The sequence below is a fragment of the Streptomyces avicenniae genome, from assembly GCF_000719135.1.
Classification (GTDB): domain Bacteria; phylum Actinomycetota; class Actinomycetes; order Streptomycetales; family Streptomycetaceae; genus Streptomyces; species Streptomyces avicenniae.
Genome location: NZ_JOEK01000009.1, coordinates 80,122 through 94,553 on the forward strand (window position 1 = coordinate 80,122; position 14,432 = coordinate 94,553).

General features: G+C 70.4%; 14 protein-coding genes. 2 read left to right on the top strand and 12 right to left on the bottom strand.

Annotated elements, in window-relative coordinates; translation table 11 throughout:
* Positions 1–16: 16 nt before the first annotated feature.
* From IF27_RS15390 to IF27_RS15420, 7 genes are all read right to left on the bottom strand, one after another.
* Positions 17–766, bottom strand: coding sequence for an SDR family oxidoreductase (locus tag IF27_RS15390; protein WP_052850158.1), 750 nt, complete (start codon positions 764–766; stop codon positions 17–19).
* Between the two features lie 57 nt (positions 767–823).
* Complete coding sequence (gene metX / locus IF27_RS15395; RefSeq protein ID WP_052850159.1) at positions 824–1,945, bottom strand: homoserine O-acetyltransferase MetX; 1,122 nt, start codon at positions 1,943–1,945, stop codon at positions 824–826.
* A gap of 105 nt (positions 1,946–2,050) precedes the next feature.
* Positions 2,051–3,028, bottom strand: coding sequence for a cysteine synthase A (gene cysK / locus IF27_RS15400; protein ID WP_052850160.1), 978 nt, complete (start codon positions 3,026–3,028; stop codon positions 2,051–2,053).
* Positions 3,015–3,890: a diaminopimelate epimerase gene (gene dapF, locus IF27_RS15405; RefSeq protein ID WP_052850161.1), complete on the bottom strand. Its 876-nt coding sequence runs from the start codon at positions 3,888–3,890 to the stop codon at positions 3,015–3,017. Before dapF ends, cysK begins: the two co-directional genes overlap by 14 nt.
* Before the next feature lie 91 nt (positions 3,891–3,981).
* Positions 3,982–4,800: an arginase family protein gene (locus IF27_RS15410; protein ID WP_052850162.1), complete on the bottom strand. Its 819-nt coding sequence runs from the start codon at positions 4,798–4,800 to the stop codon at positions 3,982–3,984.
* 97 nt (positions 4,801–4,897) lie between these two features.
* Positions 4,898–5,680, bottom strand: coding sequence for a YqcI/YcgG family protein (locus tag IF27_RS15415; RefSeq protein ID WP_338058208.1), 783 nt, complete (start codon positions 5,678–5,680; stop codon positions 4,898–4,900).
* Positions 5,681–6,738: 1,058 nt separating this feature from the next.
* Complete coding sequence (locus IF27_RS15420; RefSeq protein ID WP_110945937.1) at positions 6,739–8,100, bottom strand: NsdA family TPR-like regulatory protein; 1,362 nt, start codon at positions 8,098–8,100, stop codon at positions 6,739–6,741.
* Positions 8,101–8,518: 418 nt separating this feature from the next.
* Between IF27_RS15420 and IF27_RS15425 the strand changes: the two genes are divergently transcribed.
* Complete coding sequence (locus IF27_RS15425) at positions 8,519–9,718, top strand: radical SAM family protein (protein ID WP_052850164.1); 1,200 nt, start codon at positions 8,519–8,521, stop codon at positions 9,716–9,718.
* A 227-nt stretch (positions 9,719–9,945) separates the two neighbouring features.
* Here the strand turns inward: IF27_RS15425 and IF27_RS15430 are convergent, their stop codons facing one another.
* Positions 9,946–11,181 carry an MFS transporter gene (locus IF27_RS15430; protein WP_052850165.1) on the bottom strand — a complete coding sequence of 412 codons (1,236 nt, stop codon included), beginning with the start codon at positions 11,179–11,181 and terminating at the stop codon, positions 9,946–9,948.
* Between the two features lie 92 nt (positions 11,182–11,273).
* Between IF27_RS15430 and IF27_RS15435 the strand changes: the two genes are divergently transcribed.
* Positions 11,274–12,236: a phosphotransferase family protein gene (locus tag IF27_RS15435; protein WP_052850166.1), complete on the top strand. Its 963-nt coding sequence runs from the start codon at positions 11,274–11,276 to the stop codon at positions 12,234–12,236.
* A 515-nt stretch (positions 12,237–12,751) separates the two neighbouring features.
* Here IF27_RS15435 and IF27_RS15440 read toward each other — a convergent pair.
* The 4 genes from IF27_RS15440 to IF27_RS15455 all read right to left on the bottom strand — a co-directional run bounded on the left by IF27_RS15440 (position 12,752) and on the right by IF27_RS15455 (position 14,424).
* Complete coding sequence (locus IF27_RS15440) at positions 12,752–13,207, bottom strand: hypothetical protein (protein ID WP_052850167.1); 456 nt, start codon at positions 13,205–13,207, stop codon at positions 12,752–12,754.
* Positions 13,208–13,647: 440 nt separating this feature from the next.
* Positions 13,648–13,839: a hypothetical protein gene (locus tag IF27_RS15445; protein WP_052850637.1), complete on the bottom strand. Its 192-nt coding sequence runs from the start codon at positions 13,837–13,839 to the stop codon at positions 13,648–13,650.
* Between the two features lie 100 nt (positions 13,840–13,939).
* A complete protein-coding gene (locus IF27_RS15450; RefSeq protein ID WP_052850638.1) occupies positions 13,940–14,131 on the bottom strand; it encodes a hypothetical protein in 192 nt (63 codons plus the stop codon).
* Between the two features lie 101 nt (positions 14,132–14,232).
* Entirely contained in the window at positions 14,233–14,424 is a 192-nt protein-coding gene (locus tag IF27_RS15455) for a hypothetical protein (RefSeq protein WP_052850168.1), read from the bottom strand.
* Between the last annotated feature and the right edge of the window lie 8 nt (positions 14,425–14,432).

The following is a 14,432-nucleotide window of genomic DNA, read 5'->3' on the forward strand; positions in this document are numbered from 1 at the left end:
GCGGTGCGGGAACGGTTCACCACGGCAGGACGTCGCCCAGGTGCACGAACGTGCCGGTGGGGCCGTCTGCGCCGAGGAGGGCCATCTCCACGCCGGTGCGGGCCCCGGTGGGGATGTCGAGGTCTCCCTCCCCGTCGTTGAGGTCGGTCTTCGTGTAGCCCGGATGCACGGAGTTCACCTTGATCGGGGTGTCGCGCAGCTCCCATGCCAGGTGCACCGTCCACGAGTTGACGGCCGTCTTGGAGGCGCTGTACGCGGGGAGCGACTTGAAGGTGGCGCTGTAGGTGTAGGACTCCGGGTCGCTGTGCCGGGTCAGCGAGGCGAGCATGCTGGCGACGTTCACGATGCGGCCAGCGGGGGACGCGTGCAGCAGCGGCAGCAGGGCACAGGTCACCTCCACGACGCCGAAGAGGTTGCTCTCGAACGTCTCGCGCCACTGGTGCAGCGGCTGCTGGGACGGCAGCTTGCCGTACTCCTCGACGCGGACGGCCGCGTTGTTGACGAGGATGTCCAGGCGCCCGAACCGGCGGGCGACCTCGTCGGCGGCGGCCCTGATGCTGTCGGAGCTGAGCACGTCGAGTGCGAGCCCCTCGATGGGGAGGCCGTCGCCGCGCAGTTCCTCCACCGCTTCTGCCACCGCCTTGCGGTCGCGGCCGGTCACGAGGGTGTGGACGCCCGCCGCGGCGAGCTGGCGGGCGATCTCCCGGCCGATACCGCGGTTGGCGCCGGTGACGAGTGCGGTCTTCTCTGGCTGTGCGGATGTCACGGATCTCCCTGGAGGGATGCGGGGTTGACGAGGTCGGCGACCGGACGGGCGGGCCTGTCACCACCAGTCCACGGACAGGAACTTCGCCACCGGCGGGCCGAAGCTGCCGCTATCGACGAGGAAGGCGTCGTGGCCCTGCGTGGACTCCAGCGGCAGGAACTCCACGTCGGTGCTGCCGCCGCTCAGCCCTTCGGCGATCCGCCGCTGCTGGTGGAGAGGGAAGAGGGTGTCGGTCTCCACGCCGATCACCAGCGCCTTCTCCAGCCGTATCGCGGCCAGCGCCGCCTCGGTCGTCGTGCCGCTGGACGTGGCGAGGTCGAAGCGGTCCATGCAACGGCTCAGGTACAGGTAGCTGTTGGGGTCGAAGTGGTGGACGAAACGCCGGGCCTGGAACTCCAGGTAGCCCTCGACGTCGAACCGGGGGCCGAACGGGTCCTGGTCGGTGCGGTGTTCCTCGGCGATGCGGTTGCGGCCGAAGCGGACGTCCCACTCCTGCGCCGAGCGGTAGGTGATCATGCCCAGCTTGCGGGCGGTGGTCATGCCGTGGCGCGGGTACGCCGTGGCGTCGTAACGCCCCTCGTTCCAGAGCGGGTCACGGCGGATGGCCTCGCGTTGCAGCGAGCGGACGGCGATGGCGAACGGCAGCGCGTGCACCGCGCTGGAGATGCTGATGTGGCTGCGAGCCAGCTCCGGATGGCGGGACAGCAGCGCCAGCGCGGTCATCCCGCCCATCGAGGCGCCGATCACGCAGGCCAGCCGCTCGACGCCCAGGGCCCGCACCGTGTGGGCGGCGGCGTCGGCGATGTCCTCGACGGCCAGTTCGGGGAAGGCCAGGCCGTAGGGAGCACCGGTGTCCGGATCGAGGGAGGCCGGGCCGGTGGAACCCTTGCAACTGCCCAGCGAGTTCACGCAGATCACGTACCACCGGTCGGTATCGACCGGCTTGCCTGGCCCCACCATCGCCTCCCACCAGCCGGGAGCGGGATCGTCCGGATGGGACGCGGCGTGGGCGTCGGGGGAGAGACCGGTGAGGATCAGCACCGCGTTGTCCCGCCGGGCGCTCGGCCGCCCGAACGTCTCGTAGGCGATGCGGGCACCACGGAGGAGGCCGCCGTCCCGCATCGGGAAGCGGTCCGGCAGGTCGATGAACCGGGTCGCCGGGGGGATGAACTCTCTCATGCACCTACTCCCACAGTGGGCGGGCGGACGCCCTCCGAGGGAGCGGGCGGGACGCGTGGCCGCCGCCCGACCTCCCTCGCGGGCCGGGATGAGGAGCTGGCGGGTTCACGCGGAGCCCGACCCGCCGTCCAGGGAGCTGAGCCACGCGTCGTCGGAGCCCTCGCTGACCCCGTCGAACAGGAAGGTGGACAGGTAGCGCTCGCCGGTGTCCGGGAGCATCGCGAGCAGCACCGAGCCCTCCGGGGCGGTCTCGGCCACGCGCAGAGCCGTCGCCAGCGTCGCACCGGCCGAGATGCCCACGAAGATCCCCTCCTCGGCGGCGAGGCGGCGGGAGGTGTCGCGGGCCACGTTCTCGTCGATCGTGGTGAGTTCGTCGATGACGCTGCGGTCGAGCAGGCTCGGCACGAAGTCGGGGGCCAGCCCCTGGATCTTGTGCACGTTCCACTCCTGACCGGCCAGCACCGCCGCGTTCTCCGGTTCGACGGCGACCACCCGCACCGCCGGGCGGGCGAGCTTCAGCATCTGGCCCACGCCGGTCAGGGTGCCGGTGGTGCCGAAGCCGGTGACGAAGTAGTCCAGCCGCTCCCCCGCGAAGTCGGCGAGGATCTCGGCGGCGGTGGTCTCGCGGTGGTACGCGGGGTTGGCGGGGTTGTCGAACTGCCGGGCGCGGAACCACCCGTGCTTCTCGGCGAGTTCGTCCGCTATCCGGTTGCCGCCGCTGCTGCCCAGGTGGCCGGGGAACAGCAGCACCTTGCCGCCGTAGGCGCGGATCAGCTTGCGGCGCTCCACCGAGTACGTGTCCGACATGACGGCGACGAAGCGGTAGCCACGCGCCGCGGCGACCATGGCCAGGGCGATGCCGACGTTGCCCGACGTGCACTCGGCGATGGTGTCGCCCGGCTTGAGCAGCCCCTTCGCCTCGGCGTCGAGGACGACCGCGAGCGCCAGCCTGTCCTTGACGGAGCCACCGGGGTTGAAGGACTCGACCTTGGCGTACACGGTGACGTGCGCGGGCGCCATCCGGTGCAGCCGGACGATGGGCGTGCGGCCGATGGTGTCGAGGATGCTGTCATAGAGAGGCATGGTGGAAGGTTCCTTCGTAGACGAGTGAGGTCGGTCCGGCCAGGAACATCGGGCCGTCGGGGTCCGGTTGGCTGATGCGCAGCGTGCCGCCGGGCGAGAGGACCGAGACGCTGCGAGCGACGCGGCCCCGGCGCATGAGGACGGCCGCCGCGGCGCAGGAGCCGCTGCCGCACGAGCGCGTCTCACCGGCGCCGTACTCGTGGACGCGCAGCAGGACGCGGTCGCGGCTCTCGACCTGGACGAAGCCGACGTTGACGGTCGGCGGGAGCACCCCGGAGCCCTGGAGGGCGGCCCCCACGCGACCGACCGGGGCGGCGGCGACGTCGTCCACCTCGATCACGGCGTGGGGGTTGCCCATGGAGACGGCGCAGAACGCGACCTCCGCGCCGTCCTCCAGGGCGACGCGGTAGACGTCCTGCTCAGCGGTGAAGCCGTGCAGGGGCACCTGGCCCGGTGAGAACCGTGGCGGTCCCATGTCCACCCGGTACCAGTCCTGTTCGTCGAGCCGCTCCACCAGGTGCGTACCGCTCGGGCTGTCGAGGGCGAAGCGCGGCGCCGCCGTCAGGCCCTCGCGGACGGCCCAGGCCGCCACGCAGCGTGCCCCGTTGCCGCACTGCTGGGAAGGCGCGCCGTCCGCGGTCCAGATCGCGTAGGAGGCGACGGCCTGCGGGGTGCGCGGGCCCGCGACGCCGAGGATCAGGTCGCAGCCGACGCCCGTGTGCCGGTCGGCCAGCGCCCGGCACAGCTCGGCTGAGGGGGCGGGGGTGTCCCGCAGGTCGAGGAGCACGAAGTCGTTCCCTGCGCCGTGGACCTTGCTGAAGCGGAGTTCGGTTGGCGTGGTGATGGGTGTCCTCCTCCTCATCGTCGCGTGACGCGGCCGGCTCTCGTTCCCAGGGGGCGGCGCGGTTCCCCAGGGGTGTGGAACCGGCCGCGCCGTCGTCGCGTCGGCCGTCTCACGCGCGGGTGGCGGCCGTGAGGGCGGGGGCGATCATGTCGAGGATGACGGCGACGGCCCGCTCGTTGACCGTGTCGTCCAAGGTGGCGTTGAACTCGGCGATCTCGAAGCCGATGAGCCGGGACGCGGGGATGGCCTCGAAGATGGCCCTGATCTGTTCCGGCGTCATGCCGTCCGGCACGGTGTAGTCGGCCGGGACGGGACCGGGGTCGAGGACGTCCCAGTCGATGTGCACCCACACCGGTGCCTCGCCGACGGCGGCCAGCACGTTCTCCGCGGTCGCCTCGGGCGGCGGGATGACGCGGACTCCGGCCTGGGCGATGAGCGCGCGCTCGCCGCCGTCGATGTCGCGCGCGCCCACCAGCACGGCCTGGGTGGGCTTGAGCCCCGCGCCGTGGCCGCTCTCCCAGAGTCCGCAGGCGCCGGAGAGGACCATGCCGCCGAGGTACCCGGTGTCCGTGGTGGCGGGGGTGTTGAAGTCGCCGTGCGCGTCGATGTAGAGGACGACGGCGTCCGGGTGGGCCCGGGCCACCGCGGGAAGGGAGGCCAGGCTGGCGGAGCAGGTGTTGTTGACCATCACGGTGAGGTCGTCGCCGCGCAGGCTCTCGGTGACGGCCTTGCGCAGGCCCTCAAGGGTGGCCTCGGCCTGGGGCAGGCTGACGGTCCAGTCGTCGTCGGCGGCCGGGGCGGGGGTGCCGACGAAACGGCCGGTGACGCCGTAGGTCTTCTCCAGGGCCCGGGCGGTGCGGGCGGCGCCCTCGATCATCCGGGCCTCCCGGTCGGCGACACGGCCCTGGGAGACGATGAGGTCGAACATGGGCGGGTTCCTTTTCGTTGTGAGGCCCCGCGGCGCCGGTGCGGACCGGTGTCACGGGAAGACGGGGGCGATGCCAAACGGAACAGGGAGTTCGCCGTCACTCCTCCCGGAAGCGGAAGGGACATCTGTCGGACCGCTCCACGTTCTCGTCGGCGAGTCCGTACTGGCGCCATTCCAGGGCACCGGCTCCGTAGGAGCCCAGTTGCGGGGAATGGGGGACGCCGTCGTACCGGGCGATGCGGTCCCGGATGTTCGCGCGCACCTTGCGACCGCTCGGGGTGTCACCGGCGAAGACGTCGAAGCGTTCGCGGGGATTGACGACGAGGACGAAGTGGTCGCCGAGGTCGCGACTGCGGCGTGTGCGGTGGCCGGGGTTGCTCATGTTGCAGAACAGCGGCATCCCGGCGAAGCACATGGACCAGGCGTCGGACTCGGGGTCGCGGCTCACCCCGTGCGGCCAGTCGCCGGGGTCGAGGGCGTGGAGCTGCTGGAGCACCTGCCAGCCGAAGGCGTGGTACTCGGCGACCGTGCTGGCGTCGGTGGCACCCGGCGCGAACACCACGAGCAGCGGGTACGCGGTGTCCAGGCGCTGGTCCCAGTCCTGGGAGAGCTCCACGTACTCGCGAAGTCCTTCGGCGAGGCGCTGCATGCTCTGCTGTTCCGTGTCGGCCACGAATATGAAACGCAGAAGCTTTTTGCGGTACGCATTCCTGGAGAAAACACAGGGGAATGTCGGGTCGGCGAGCCGGGACTCGATGTCTTTCAACGCTTTCTGATGCCAGCCCTCCCGGCTCTCCACCGTCTGCGCTTGAGAGAAAATTACCATTTTCCCGTCCGGTATCTTCGAAGAACAGCCGTTCGTCTCTTGCGTAGGAGCCATCGCCCTGTCCGCCGGCGCCCACCCCTCTCGATTCGCGGAAGAATGTCTTACGGAGGGCACGGCCGAGCGCCCAGCGGTGCACCGTTTCGACCTCTTTGGGACCGGACGTGCGACTCGATCTCGGCGGCAAGTGTCAGACCATAGCCTGACAAATGACCACCTCGCGAGCGAGTGCGAAGCACCACGATGCACAGCGGGGACTGCCTGAGCGGAAAGCGGCCCTACGTAAGATCGGGACTCATCCGTCCTGAATCCGGACGCCTTTCGTGCCGGAATTCCGGAAGGCGAACGGAAAACACTCTCGACCCATTCAAGAATGAGATCTGTGTTCGGCGGTAATTTTTGCTGCACCGTGCGGGATCGTCAAGCTGGCCATCCCCCGGGGAAGGCTGTTTCTTTTGGTGGACGCCGGGCCGACCGGGCTCGCCGGGAAGGTGGCGGGCCGATGACCGCGCCCAGGCCCTGCACCGATGGTCGCCGTCAGGCCATAAATCGACTGAAAAGTGGTCTCGGCGCCGTCACACGTCGTCGTACCGCCATCACGCCGAGGATTCGCGAAAAGTCCCGTCTTGTCGCTCTTGTCTCGAAGATCACCGGCGCGCACCTCCCTCTTTGGCGTCGCCCGTTTTTCCTCGCCGTAAAAACCACGTTTCCTGAGGAGCGCCATAAGAAACAAGGCGATATGAGGTGTTCGACACGCGATGAGCGATCCAGGAGGTTTACTCCCCGTTCTCCCGCACCGCCGTCGGCGAACGGCGAACCAAGCGGCACGTAGCGCTCCGTGGCCGACCTGACGCCCAGTCGCCAGCCCACGCCACAAGCCGATCAGGCAGCGGACGGCGGTGGCAGCGAATCCGCTCGTCACCGCCAAGAGCGGCGCGACGGAGCGGACTCACCGGAGCGGTCGGGCACGGCCGGGACCCCGACGCCGGACGTGCGCCCGAAGGCGGAGGCCATCGAGGACCTGGACGAGTGGACGCCTCACCACCGTCTACGGCGCGGCGGAGGGCACCGTCCGCTTGTTGTCCGGGTGCGGAAGGATGGTGGGGTCTCGGTGATCAGCCGTCCGTCGGCCACGGCTGGGTGGTCAGCAGTTCGTGGAGCTCGCAGGCGTGGGGGATGGTGGGGTGGGCGGCTGCCTCGCGGGCGAGGTCGCGGTAGCGGCGGCGGACACGGGCGGAGTCGAGTCCGGCTCCGATGGTGACGGCCTGTTCGGCGGTGGCGTGGGCAGCCTCGACCTGTCCGGAGAACAGCTGGGCCCGTGCCAGAGCGATGGCGTCGAAGGTGCGGGAGCGCACTCGGTGTTCGGCGCGGTGATCGGCGGCGGTCGCCAGCAGGCCGATCGCATCCTGCGCGTGGCGTGGCGTGGCGGTGGTGCGGGCGAGGAAGAGCAGCACTTCGCCGCAGGTGGAGGAGAGTTCGGCTTCGTCCAGGTAGGAGACGAACGCCGGTGCGGGGTCCGGACTGTCCTCGGCGAAGATCTCTTGAGCATGGTGGATGGCGCGCACGGCGTCGCGAGGCAGGCCGAGGAGGGCGGCGAAGCGCGCGTCGAGTGCGTGGAGTCCGGCGCGCAGTACGGGGCTGGCCGTGTTGCGTGCCCCGTACAGGGCGAGAGCGATGCAGTCGCGGGCGAGTTGGGGGTGTCCGATGTAACCCCATACGCGGGCGAGGCACTGGAGGAGGTGGGCGGTGAGGTTGCGGTCTCCGCTCTCGCGGGCGGCGTGGACGGCCAGGGTGAGGTATGTGACGGCCTGGGGGTAGTGGGCGGCGTCATGGGCGGCCCATCCGACGACGCCGGCGAGGTCGCCGAGTTCGCGGAACAGGGCGCGGCCGGACTGTTCCGTGTAGGTGCCGTGTCGGATGGCGGTGTTGGTGGTGGCCAGGTGGGCGGTGGCCATGTGCAGCATGCTGGCGCCGCCGTAGCTGTTGTCCATCTGCCGCAGGGCGCTGGTGTGGGCGGCGATGCGTTCGGCGTCCGTGTGCCCGAGGCGGCCGGCTGTTGCGACGCCGGGCAGGGGGCGGGCGGCGCTCCAGGACCAGGTTTCCAGTGCGGTGAGCAGGTGCCGGGGTTCCGCTTGCTGCGGTTCGTCCTCGTATTCGGCCTGCTCGGCCCGGTGGGGTCCGTGGGCGAGTTGCGTGCTGGTGGTGTGGTGGATGTCGCTCAGGATTTCGCTGGGTCCGCGGTAGCGGGCTTCGTCCTCGGCAGGGGCAGGGGCTGCGGCGAGTCCGAGATCGGCGACGGTCAGCCGGTAGCCGGTGTGCTGGGAGAGGATCTCGGCGAGCAGGTCGGGGACCGGGGGGCGGGGCCGCTCGCCGTTGTCGATCCAGCGTCGTACGCGTGATCCGTCCGGCCGCACCTGGGCGTGGCCGCGTTCTGCGGCGAGTGCGGCGATGGCGCGGGCGAAGGCGTTCTTGCTCATCCCCGACCGGCGGAACCAGTAGCGCAGGGGTGTGTCGGCCGGGAGATAGTCTTCGGGGTCGCGTGCTGGCTGCGGAGGTAATGGCGTGTCGTGGGCCACGGCCGCTGTCCTTCTCACCGAGGCCGGGATGCTGAACGGCCTTTTGTGGACGGGCTGGACATTATGCCGCCTGGAGTGGTGCACGGTCGAGAATCGGCCCCGGCGGCTGCGCTGAGCACGGTTCGCCGGGCGGTTCGCCGGGCTTTCGCCGCCGGTCCGCCACCTTGGAACGCTCCCTACGGCTGAGGGACGTTGATCCAGTGGCCGATGCCCGGCCCCGGTCCGAGGAGGAACTGTGGAACTGTCCGCTGGTGTGGCTCCGGTGTCGTTGCCCTTGATGGTGCGTAACCGGCAGCCTGCGGAGACGGCCGATCCGAGGGTGACGGCTCGGCTTGTCGAGTGGTTCGGCCGGGCCCGTTCGTACGTTGACGCGTACACCCCGGCCGACGACACGCACCTGCCGGACCCGGACACCAGCCTTTCACGCACCCAGTTACTCAGCCTGGCGATCGGCTTCACCGGCTGCGACACCGCCGAGAGCCGCGACCAGCGCACCTACACCCTCGTCTACAGCGACCCTGACCTGGGGAAGCGGAACTTCCAGACGATCTGCGTCCCGTACTACGCGCCGGCCTCGCCGCTGCGGTTCGAGCGCGACCCGGACGGGCCTGGATGCCGGATCGTGTGGAAGCCGAGTGGGGAGGTCCTGACCCGGCCGCGGCTGCACGCCGGGATCTTCGGCGCCTCCAGCCACTACTACAGCCGTGTCGCCCCCGACCTGGCCGAACTGCCGACGGCCGCGATCATCAGCCCGTACAGCACCTGCGCCGGCGGCTGCCTGGGGTGCAACCGCAACGAGGTCGGCTCGTTCACGCCGCCGCCGCGCGACTACATCGCCCGGCACGTCGCCACCGTGGCGGACGACTACGACCGCCGGGGCTGGGACCGCGCCGAGCTGGTCAGCGTGAACATCACGACCGGCTGCCAGCCCGACGAGGCCCGCGAGCTGGAGATGATGCTGCGGCTGATCGCGGAGTACCGCCGCCAGGGCTTCACCAACGCCGGGTTCTTCCCCTTCACGTACGCCATCGACTCCCGCGCGGCGATGGACCAGTTGCGGGAGGCGGGCTGCCTGGGCTTCATCGGCACCATCGAGTGCGTCAACGACGCCGAGCGTGTCCGGCAGTGGGGACGGCACAAGGGCGCGATCACCTTCGAGCAGCACCTGGGCAAGTACCGGCGGGCGCGCGCGGCCGGGTTCGGGATCGTGGAGACCGACTACGTGCTCGGCGCGGACAGCTACGAGGAGATGCTGCGCGGCATCGATGCCCTGTCCGCCGCCGAGGTCGCGGTCGTGCCCAACATCAAGCGCAACTACTCGCTCGCCCAGCTCGACTCGAACCACCCGGACATCTGGGAGATGGACGCGCGGTACATCGCGGACGGGTTCGCCGCCTGCCTGGCCACCTACGCCCACGGGACCATCAAGCGGCGGGCGGCCCGCTACTGCGTGGACTACCTGCACCGACACGGCCAGCCGCAGGTGACCCTGCGCGACCTGCCGATCCGGCACACCTGATGCCGGGGCGGCGTCTGTCCGCGCTGGTCCGGCAGGCCTTGGCCGTGCACGTGCCCGGCCCCGCCGACAGCTGGCGCACGCTCTACGACAGCACTGCGGTCCCCCGTACGCCGAGCCCCCGGGGCGAACCGCGGGCACCGGCCCGCAGGCGTCCGTCCGCCCGTTGATCCTCTCGCCGAGGACGCGCGCGTTCGCCCGGGGCAGGCCCGGCAGTGTGTGCCCGCCCGCTACCGAGCGGGTGCCGCTGCCCCCGGCCCCGGTGCGCGCGCGCCGGACGGGCCCGGGAGATCCAGGGCCCTGGTGGCGAGGACCAGCACGGTGGAGACGCTCAGCCATCCGGCGGCGGCCAGGAGAACCGGTCCGGCACCCACATGCGCGGCGAGAGGCCCCGTGGCGGCCAGACTCGCGGGCAGGGCGACGAGGTTCCCGATCTGCGACCACGCCGCCACCCTGGACCGTGCATCCTCGGGCACCCGCCGCTGGACTTGGGCCGTCTGCACCGCCATGGCCACCGAACCCTGCCCGCCGACCAGCACAGCCAGTACGCACACCAGCCACAGCGGGCCGCCGAGCGCGAGGACGACGAGGTACGGAACCATCAGCAGACCCACGGCGACGGCCGCGGTGAGCGGTCGGCGGGGCCGCCACCGCAGCGCCACCACCCCGCCCGCGATCGAACCGGCAGCCTGCACCACGCCGATCACCGCCCACCCCGCCGCGCCCCCGTAATTCCGCTCGGCCGCCAGCAGCCCGGCCACCATGTGCGGCCCGATCACCAGCGCCTGCAACAGCCCCCCGTACACCAGGAGCGTCACCAGCCAGCGCATCGACGCGACCAGGCGGGCACCGTCCCGGACCTCCCGCCACAGCCCCGGCCGCCCGCTGCGGCGGACGGCCGCCGGAAGCGGCAGCCCCGCCAGCACGAGCGCGCTGGCCGCGAACGTCGCCGCGTCCACCAGCAGCGCCACCCCCGGTCCCACGCCGGCCACCAGCACGCCCGCCACCGAGATCGACGCCACCTTGTTGACGTTGCCGACCAGCCCCAGCAGCGCGGTCGCCTCCTGTACCTGGTCCTCGCCGACCAGGGACGGCACCAGCCCCGACGCGGCCGGGACGAAGACGGCGGTCCCCACGCCGGCCAGCGCCTGCAACACCACCAGCGCCACCAGCCCGGCGTGCCCCGTGATCAGCAGCAGCCCGCTCGCCGCCTGGACGACGCACCGCAGCACGTCCGCCCCGACCATCAGTCCCCGGCGCGGCCACCGGTCCCCCAAGGCCCCGCCCGCCAGGACCAGCACCGCCACCGGAATGCGGTTCGCCGCCAGCACGACACCCAGCCCGGCAGGCCCGGCGACCTCCAGCGCAGCGAACGCGATCGTCAGCGGAACCAGGCTGTCCCCGAACAGGGAGATCCCCTGACCGAACAGGTACCGGCGGAACCGAGCAACACGCAGCACACCCATACGCCACAGCCGACCACACCCCGCCGTCCGGTGGGATCGGAATCAAGGTTGTCGGGTTGTTCGGAGCACCGTCCGGATGATGAGGTGGCACGATGATCGACCACGAGGGAGCGGCGGCTGTTCGACCGCTGACACTGGCCTGGGTGAGTCGGCACCTGGAGGCCCACGAACGGGTCGTCGGCACCGAGACGCTGCACGGCGGCATCACCTCCGAGATGCGGAAGCTGACCATCGGCACGCCGGACGGCAGCACCCGTGCTCTGGTGCTGCGGAGCATTGTCGAACCGTTCTACGTGGGGCACGCCGAGGACTCGATGGCCAGGGAGCCGGGCGCTCTGACGCTGCTCGCGGGGACCGACGTGCAGGCTCCTCGACTGGTCGCGGTTGATCCGACCGCCGCGCACTGCGAGTACCCGTCGCTCCTCATGACGCATCTACCGGGCCGGGCGGTCCTCGACGACGAGGGAGTGGAGACGCGTGTCCCGCTGCTGGCGCGCCAGCTCGTGGCGGTCCACGCGCTACGACCCGCCGAGCGACCCCCGACGTACATGACGCTGACGACCGCCGACACCGTCGTCGTTCCGCAGGGTGCCGACACGGCGGTATGGGCCGCGGCGATCGACGTGATCCGTAGGCCCGCGCCGCCATACGAGGGGCGACTCCTGCATCGGGACTTCCAACCCGGCAACGTGCTGTTCGACGTGCCGCCTGCACATCCGGCAGGGGCCCGGATCAGCGGCGTCATCGACTGGGCGGCGACCTCCTGGGGCCCGGCCGACCTCGACGTCGCGCACTGCGCCACCAATCTCGCGCTGCTGCACGGACCGGAGTGGGGTCTGCGATTCACCGAGGCCTACGAGGAGGCGGGCGGCACGCTGGCAGCGGCCCCGGACGAGCGGCTGTACTGGCTGGTGCGGGACGGGCTGGCCTGCTCGGAGGAAGTGCACCTGGTGTCACGGCCGTGGCGCGAGGCGGGCCGGACGGAGCTGACGAGGCGAGCCGTGGAGGAGCGGCTGGATGCCTATGTCACCGCCCTGATGGACGCGCTGGGCTGAGCCAGGGCGGTCCGGGACGTGGCCCCGGCCTCATCGTTCATCGAGCGATGTGAGCGCTCCCGGAACGCGGACCTGCCGTCACCGAGTGGGGCCCGGATCGATAGGCGATCAACTGTCGCCCAATGCAACCGAGTCCGTATCGGCGACAAGCCGGGCTCGATCAAGCGGCGGACACCGCTCGTGAACCGCTCGGGGGTGGAAGCGCCAGGACACTTCCACCCCCGGACTGCTACAGCAGATGGTCGGCCTTCCCGGCCTTGATGTCACGGATCAGCGTCCGGAGGGGCTTCGCGGGTGTCGGAGAGTTGGTGCTCCTCCTGCCCGGCCGTGATCGGCCGGATCGACGGGACCGCCGGACGGCCGGTCTCCGTCGGCGAGGCCGCCACGTTCTGTGTCGTCCGCGCCGGGCACCTGGCCACCGCGTCGCACTCAAACGCCGACGGGCCGGGTGGCGCACACTGCGTGAGAGCAATGCCCGGTGGGCGGCGGGCGGAGAGGCCCGCCGCCCTCGGGCCTCAGTCCCAGTAGGAGGCGCTGTTGGCGAGACTGCTCAGGGTGCTGAAGTAGAACTCGGCGCGGTTGTTGGTCCCGTCCACGTAGCCACCGATGCCCCGGTAGACCACGCAGTCCCCGCTTGCCAAGAAAATGGTCGGGCCGACATATTCGTCGGCGCTGTCCGGGTCGTACTCCCGGAGGACGTAGCCCTGCCGCGTGTTCGAACTGGCGGCGACACAGATCTGGAAGTCGCCTCCGCCCGAGTTCACGTGGTCGGTCCGGTAGTGTCCCCCGGCGCTCGACCACCAGAAGTTGCGGGAGCCGAGGTAGTCCCACTCCCCCGGGGCCGCAGGACCGACGTCCGTCACCGTCACGGTCGGCCCGGCCGTGTCCGCGACGGCCGTCGCGGGAAGTGCCAGCGGCACCACAGCCGCGGCCAGTGCTGCCCCCAGCAGCAATTTGCCTTTCCCGTTCATGAGAATTCCCCCCTCAAGGTGCCAGCTGCCACGAGGAGATCCCCCGCGGCGGTCCGTGCACCCTTACCGTCACACGGCGGGGGGCGGGGAGTCGTTGGCGACGGGTGACACACCTCTTGACGTTCCGTCGCGCCCTCGCGGGGCGGAAGCGGACGGCCCGGCCGCCGCCGCTCACCAGCTCGACGGTGAACGAGTCCGAGGCCGTCACGAGCGGGCCGCTGACGACGAGCGGGGGCTCGTCTCGTCGTCGGCGTCCCCTGACCGGCGATCGCGGAACACTCGCTCCGCCTTGCCAACGCTCTGGACCGTGCGGACGCCCCCGAGGAAGCGAACGTCGCATAGAAAGGGCACCAGTCGCGCCGGTAGGAGATCAGGGAGGCGGACACCGCTCGTGAACCGCTCGGGGGTGGAAGCGCCAGAACGCTTCCACCCCCGGGCCGCTACAGCAGGTGGTCGGCCTTCCCGGCCTTGATGTCGCGGATGAGCGTCTGGAGAGCTTCGCGGGTGTCGGTGAGGTGGCGCTCCTCCTGCCCGGCGACCGCGATGTAGCCCTTGCCATCGGCGTCCGTACCGATGCGGAAGCAGTTGGAGGCCTCCGCGCAGAAGGGCTCTTCCCAGGTGATGTCAGCCACGACATGCTCTCCCATCCCAGTGCCAGTCAAGCCCAGCACGAAATCACCGGACCTGACATAACCATGACAGAACACCCAAGACACCTCCACCCCTTGACCGCTAGAGCAGGTGATCGGCCTTTCCAGCCTTGATGTCACGGATCAGCGTCTGGAGAGCTTCACGGGTATCGATGAGGTGGCGCTCCTCCTGACCAGCGACCGCTATGTACCCCTTGCCATCGGCGTCCGTGCCAATGCGGAAGCAGCTCGAACTCTCCGCGCAAAAGGGCTCTTCCCAAGTGATGTCAGCCACGACATGCTCTCCCATCCCAGTGCCAGTCAAGCCCAGCACGAAATCACCGGACCTGACATAACCGTGACAGAAACAGCCAGGTCGCTCCCACCCCCGGACTGCTACAGCAGATGGTCGGCCTTCCCGGCTTTGATGTCACGGATCAGCGTCTGGAGAGCTTCACGGGTGTCGGTGAGGTGGTGCTCCTCCTGACCAGCGACCGCTATGTACGCGTTGCCGTCGGTGTCGGTGCCGATGCGGAAGCAGTTGTTACCCTCCGCGCAGAAGGGCTCTTCCCAAGTGATGTCAGCCATGGTCCGGT

What these genes read in the sequence shown, in the direction of transcription:
- IF27_RS15430 (WP_052850165.1), bottom strand. Translation starts at nt 11,181, where the DNA reads ATGGGTGTGCTGCGTGTTGCTCGGTTCCGCCGGTACCTGTTCGGTCAG.
- metX (WP_052850159.1), bottom strand. Translation starts at nt 1,945, where the DNA reads ATGAGAGAGTTCATCCCCCCGGCGACCCGGTTCATCGACCTGCCGGAC.
- IF27_RS15410 (WP_052850162.1), bottom strand. Translation starts at nt 4,800, where the DNA reads ATGTTCGACCTCATCGTCTCCCAGGGCCGTGTCGCCGACCGGGAGGCC.
- IF27_RS15420 (WP_110945937.1), bottom strand. Translation starts at nt 8,100, where the DNA reads ATGAGCAAGAACGCCTTCGCCCGCGCCATCGCCGCACTCGCCGCAGAA.
- dapF (WP_052850161.1), bottom strand. Translation starts at nt 3,890, where the DNA reads ATGAGGAGGAGGACACCCATCACCACGCCAACCGAACTCCGCTTCAGC.
- IF27_RS15455 (WP_052850168.1), bottom strand. Translation starts at nt 14,424, where the DNA reads ATGGCTGACATCACTTGGGAAGAGCCCTTCTGCGCGGAGGGTAACAAC.
- IF27_RS15440 (WP_052850167.1), bottom strand. Translation starts at nt 13,207, where the DNA reads ATGAACGGGAAAGGCAAATTGCTGCTGGGGGCAGCACTGGCCGCGGCT.
- IF27_RS15415 (WP_338058208.1), bottom strand. Translation starts at nt 5,680, where the DNA reads ATGGCTCCTACGCAAGAGACGAACGGCTGTTCTTCGAAGATACCGGAC.
- cysK (WP_052850160.1), bottom strand. Translation starts at nt 3,028, where the DNA reads ATGCCTCTCTATGACAGCATCCTCGACACCATCGGCCGCACGCCCATC.
- IF27_RS15435 (WP_052850166.1), top strand. Translation starts at nt 11,274, where the DNA reads ATGATCGACCACGAGGGAGCGGCGGCTGTTCGACCGCTGACACTGGCC.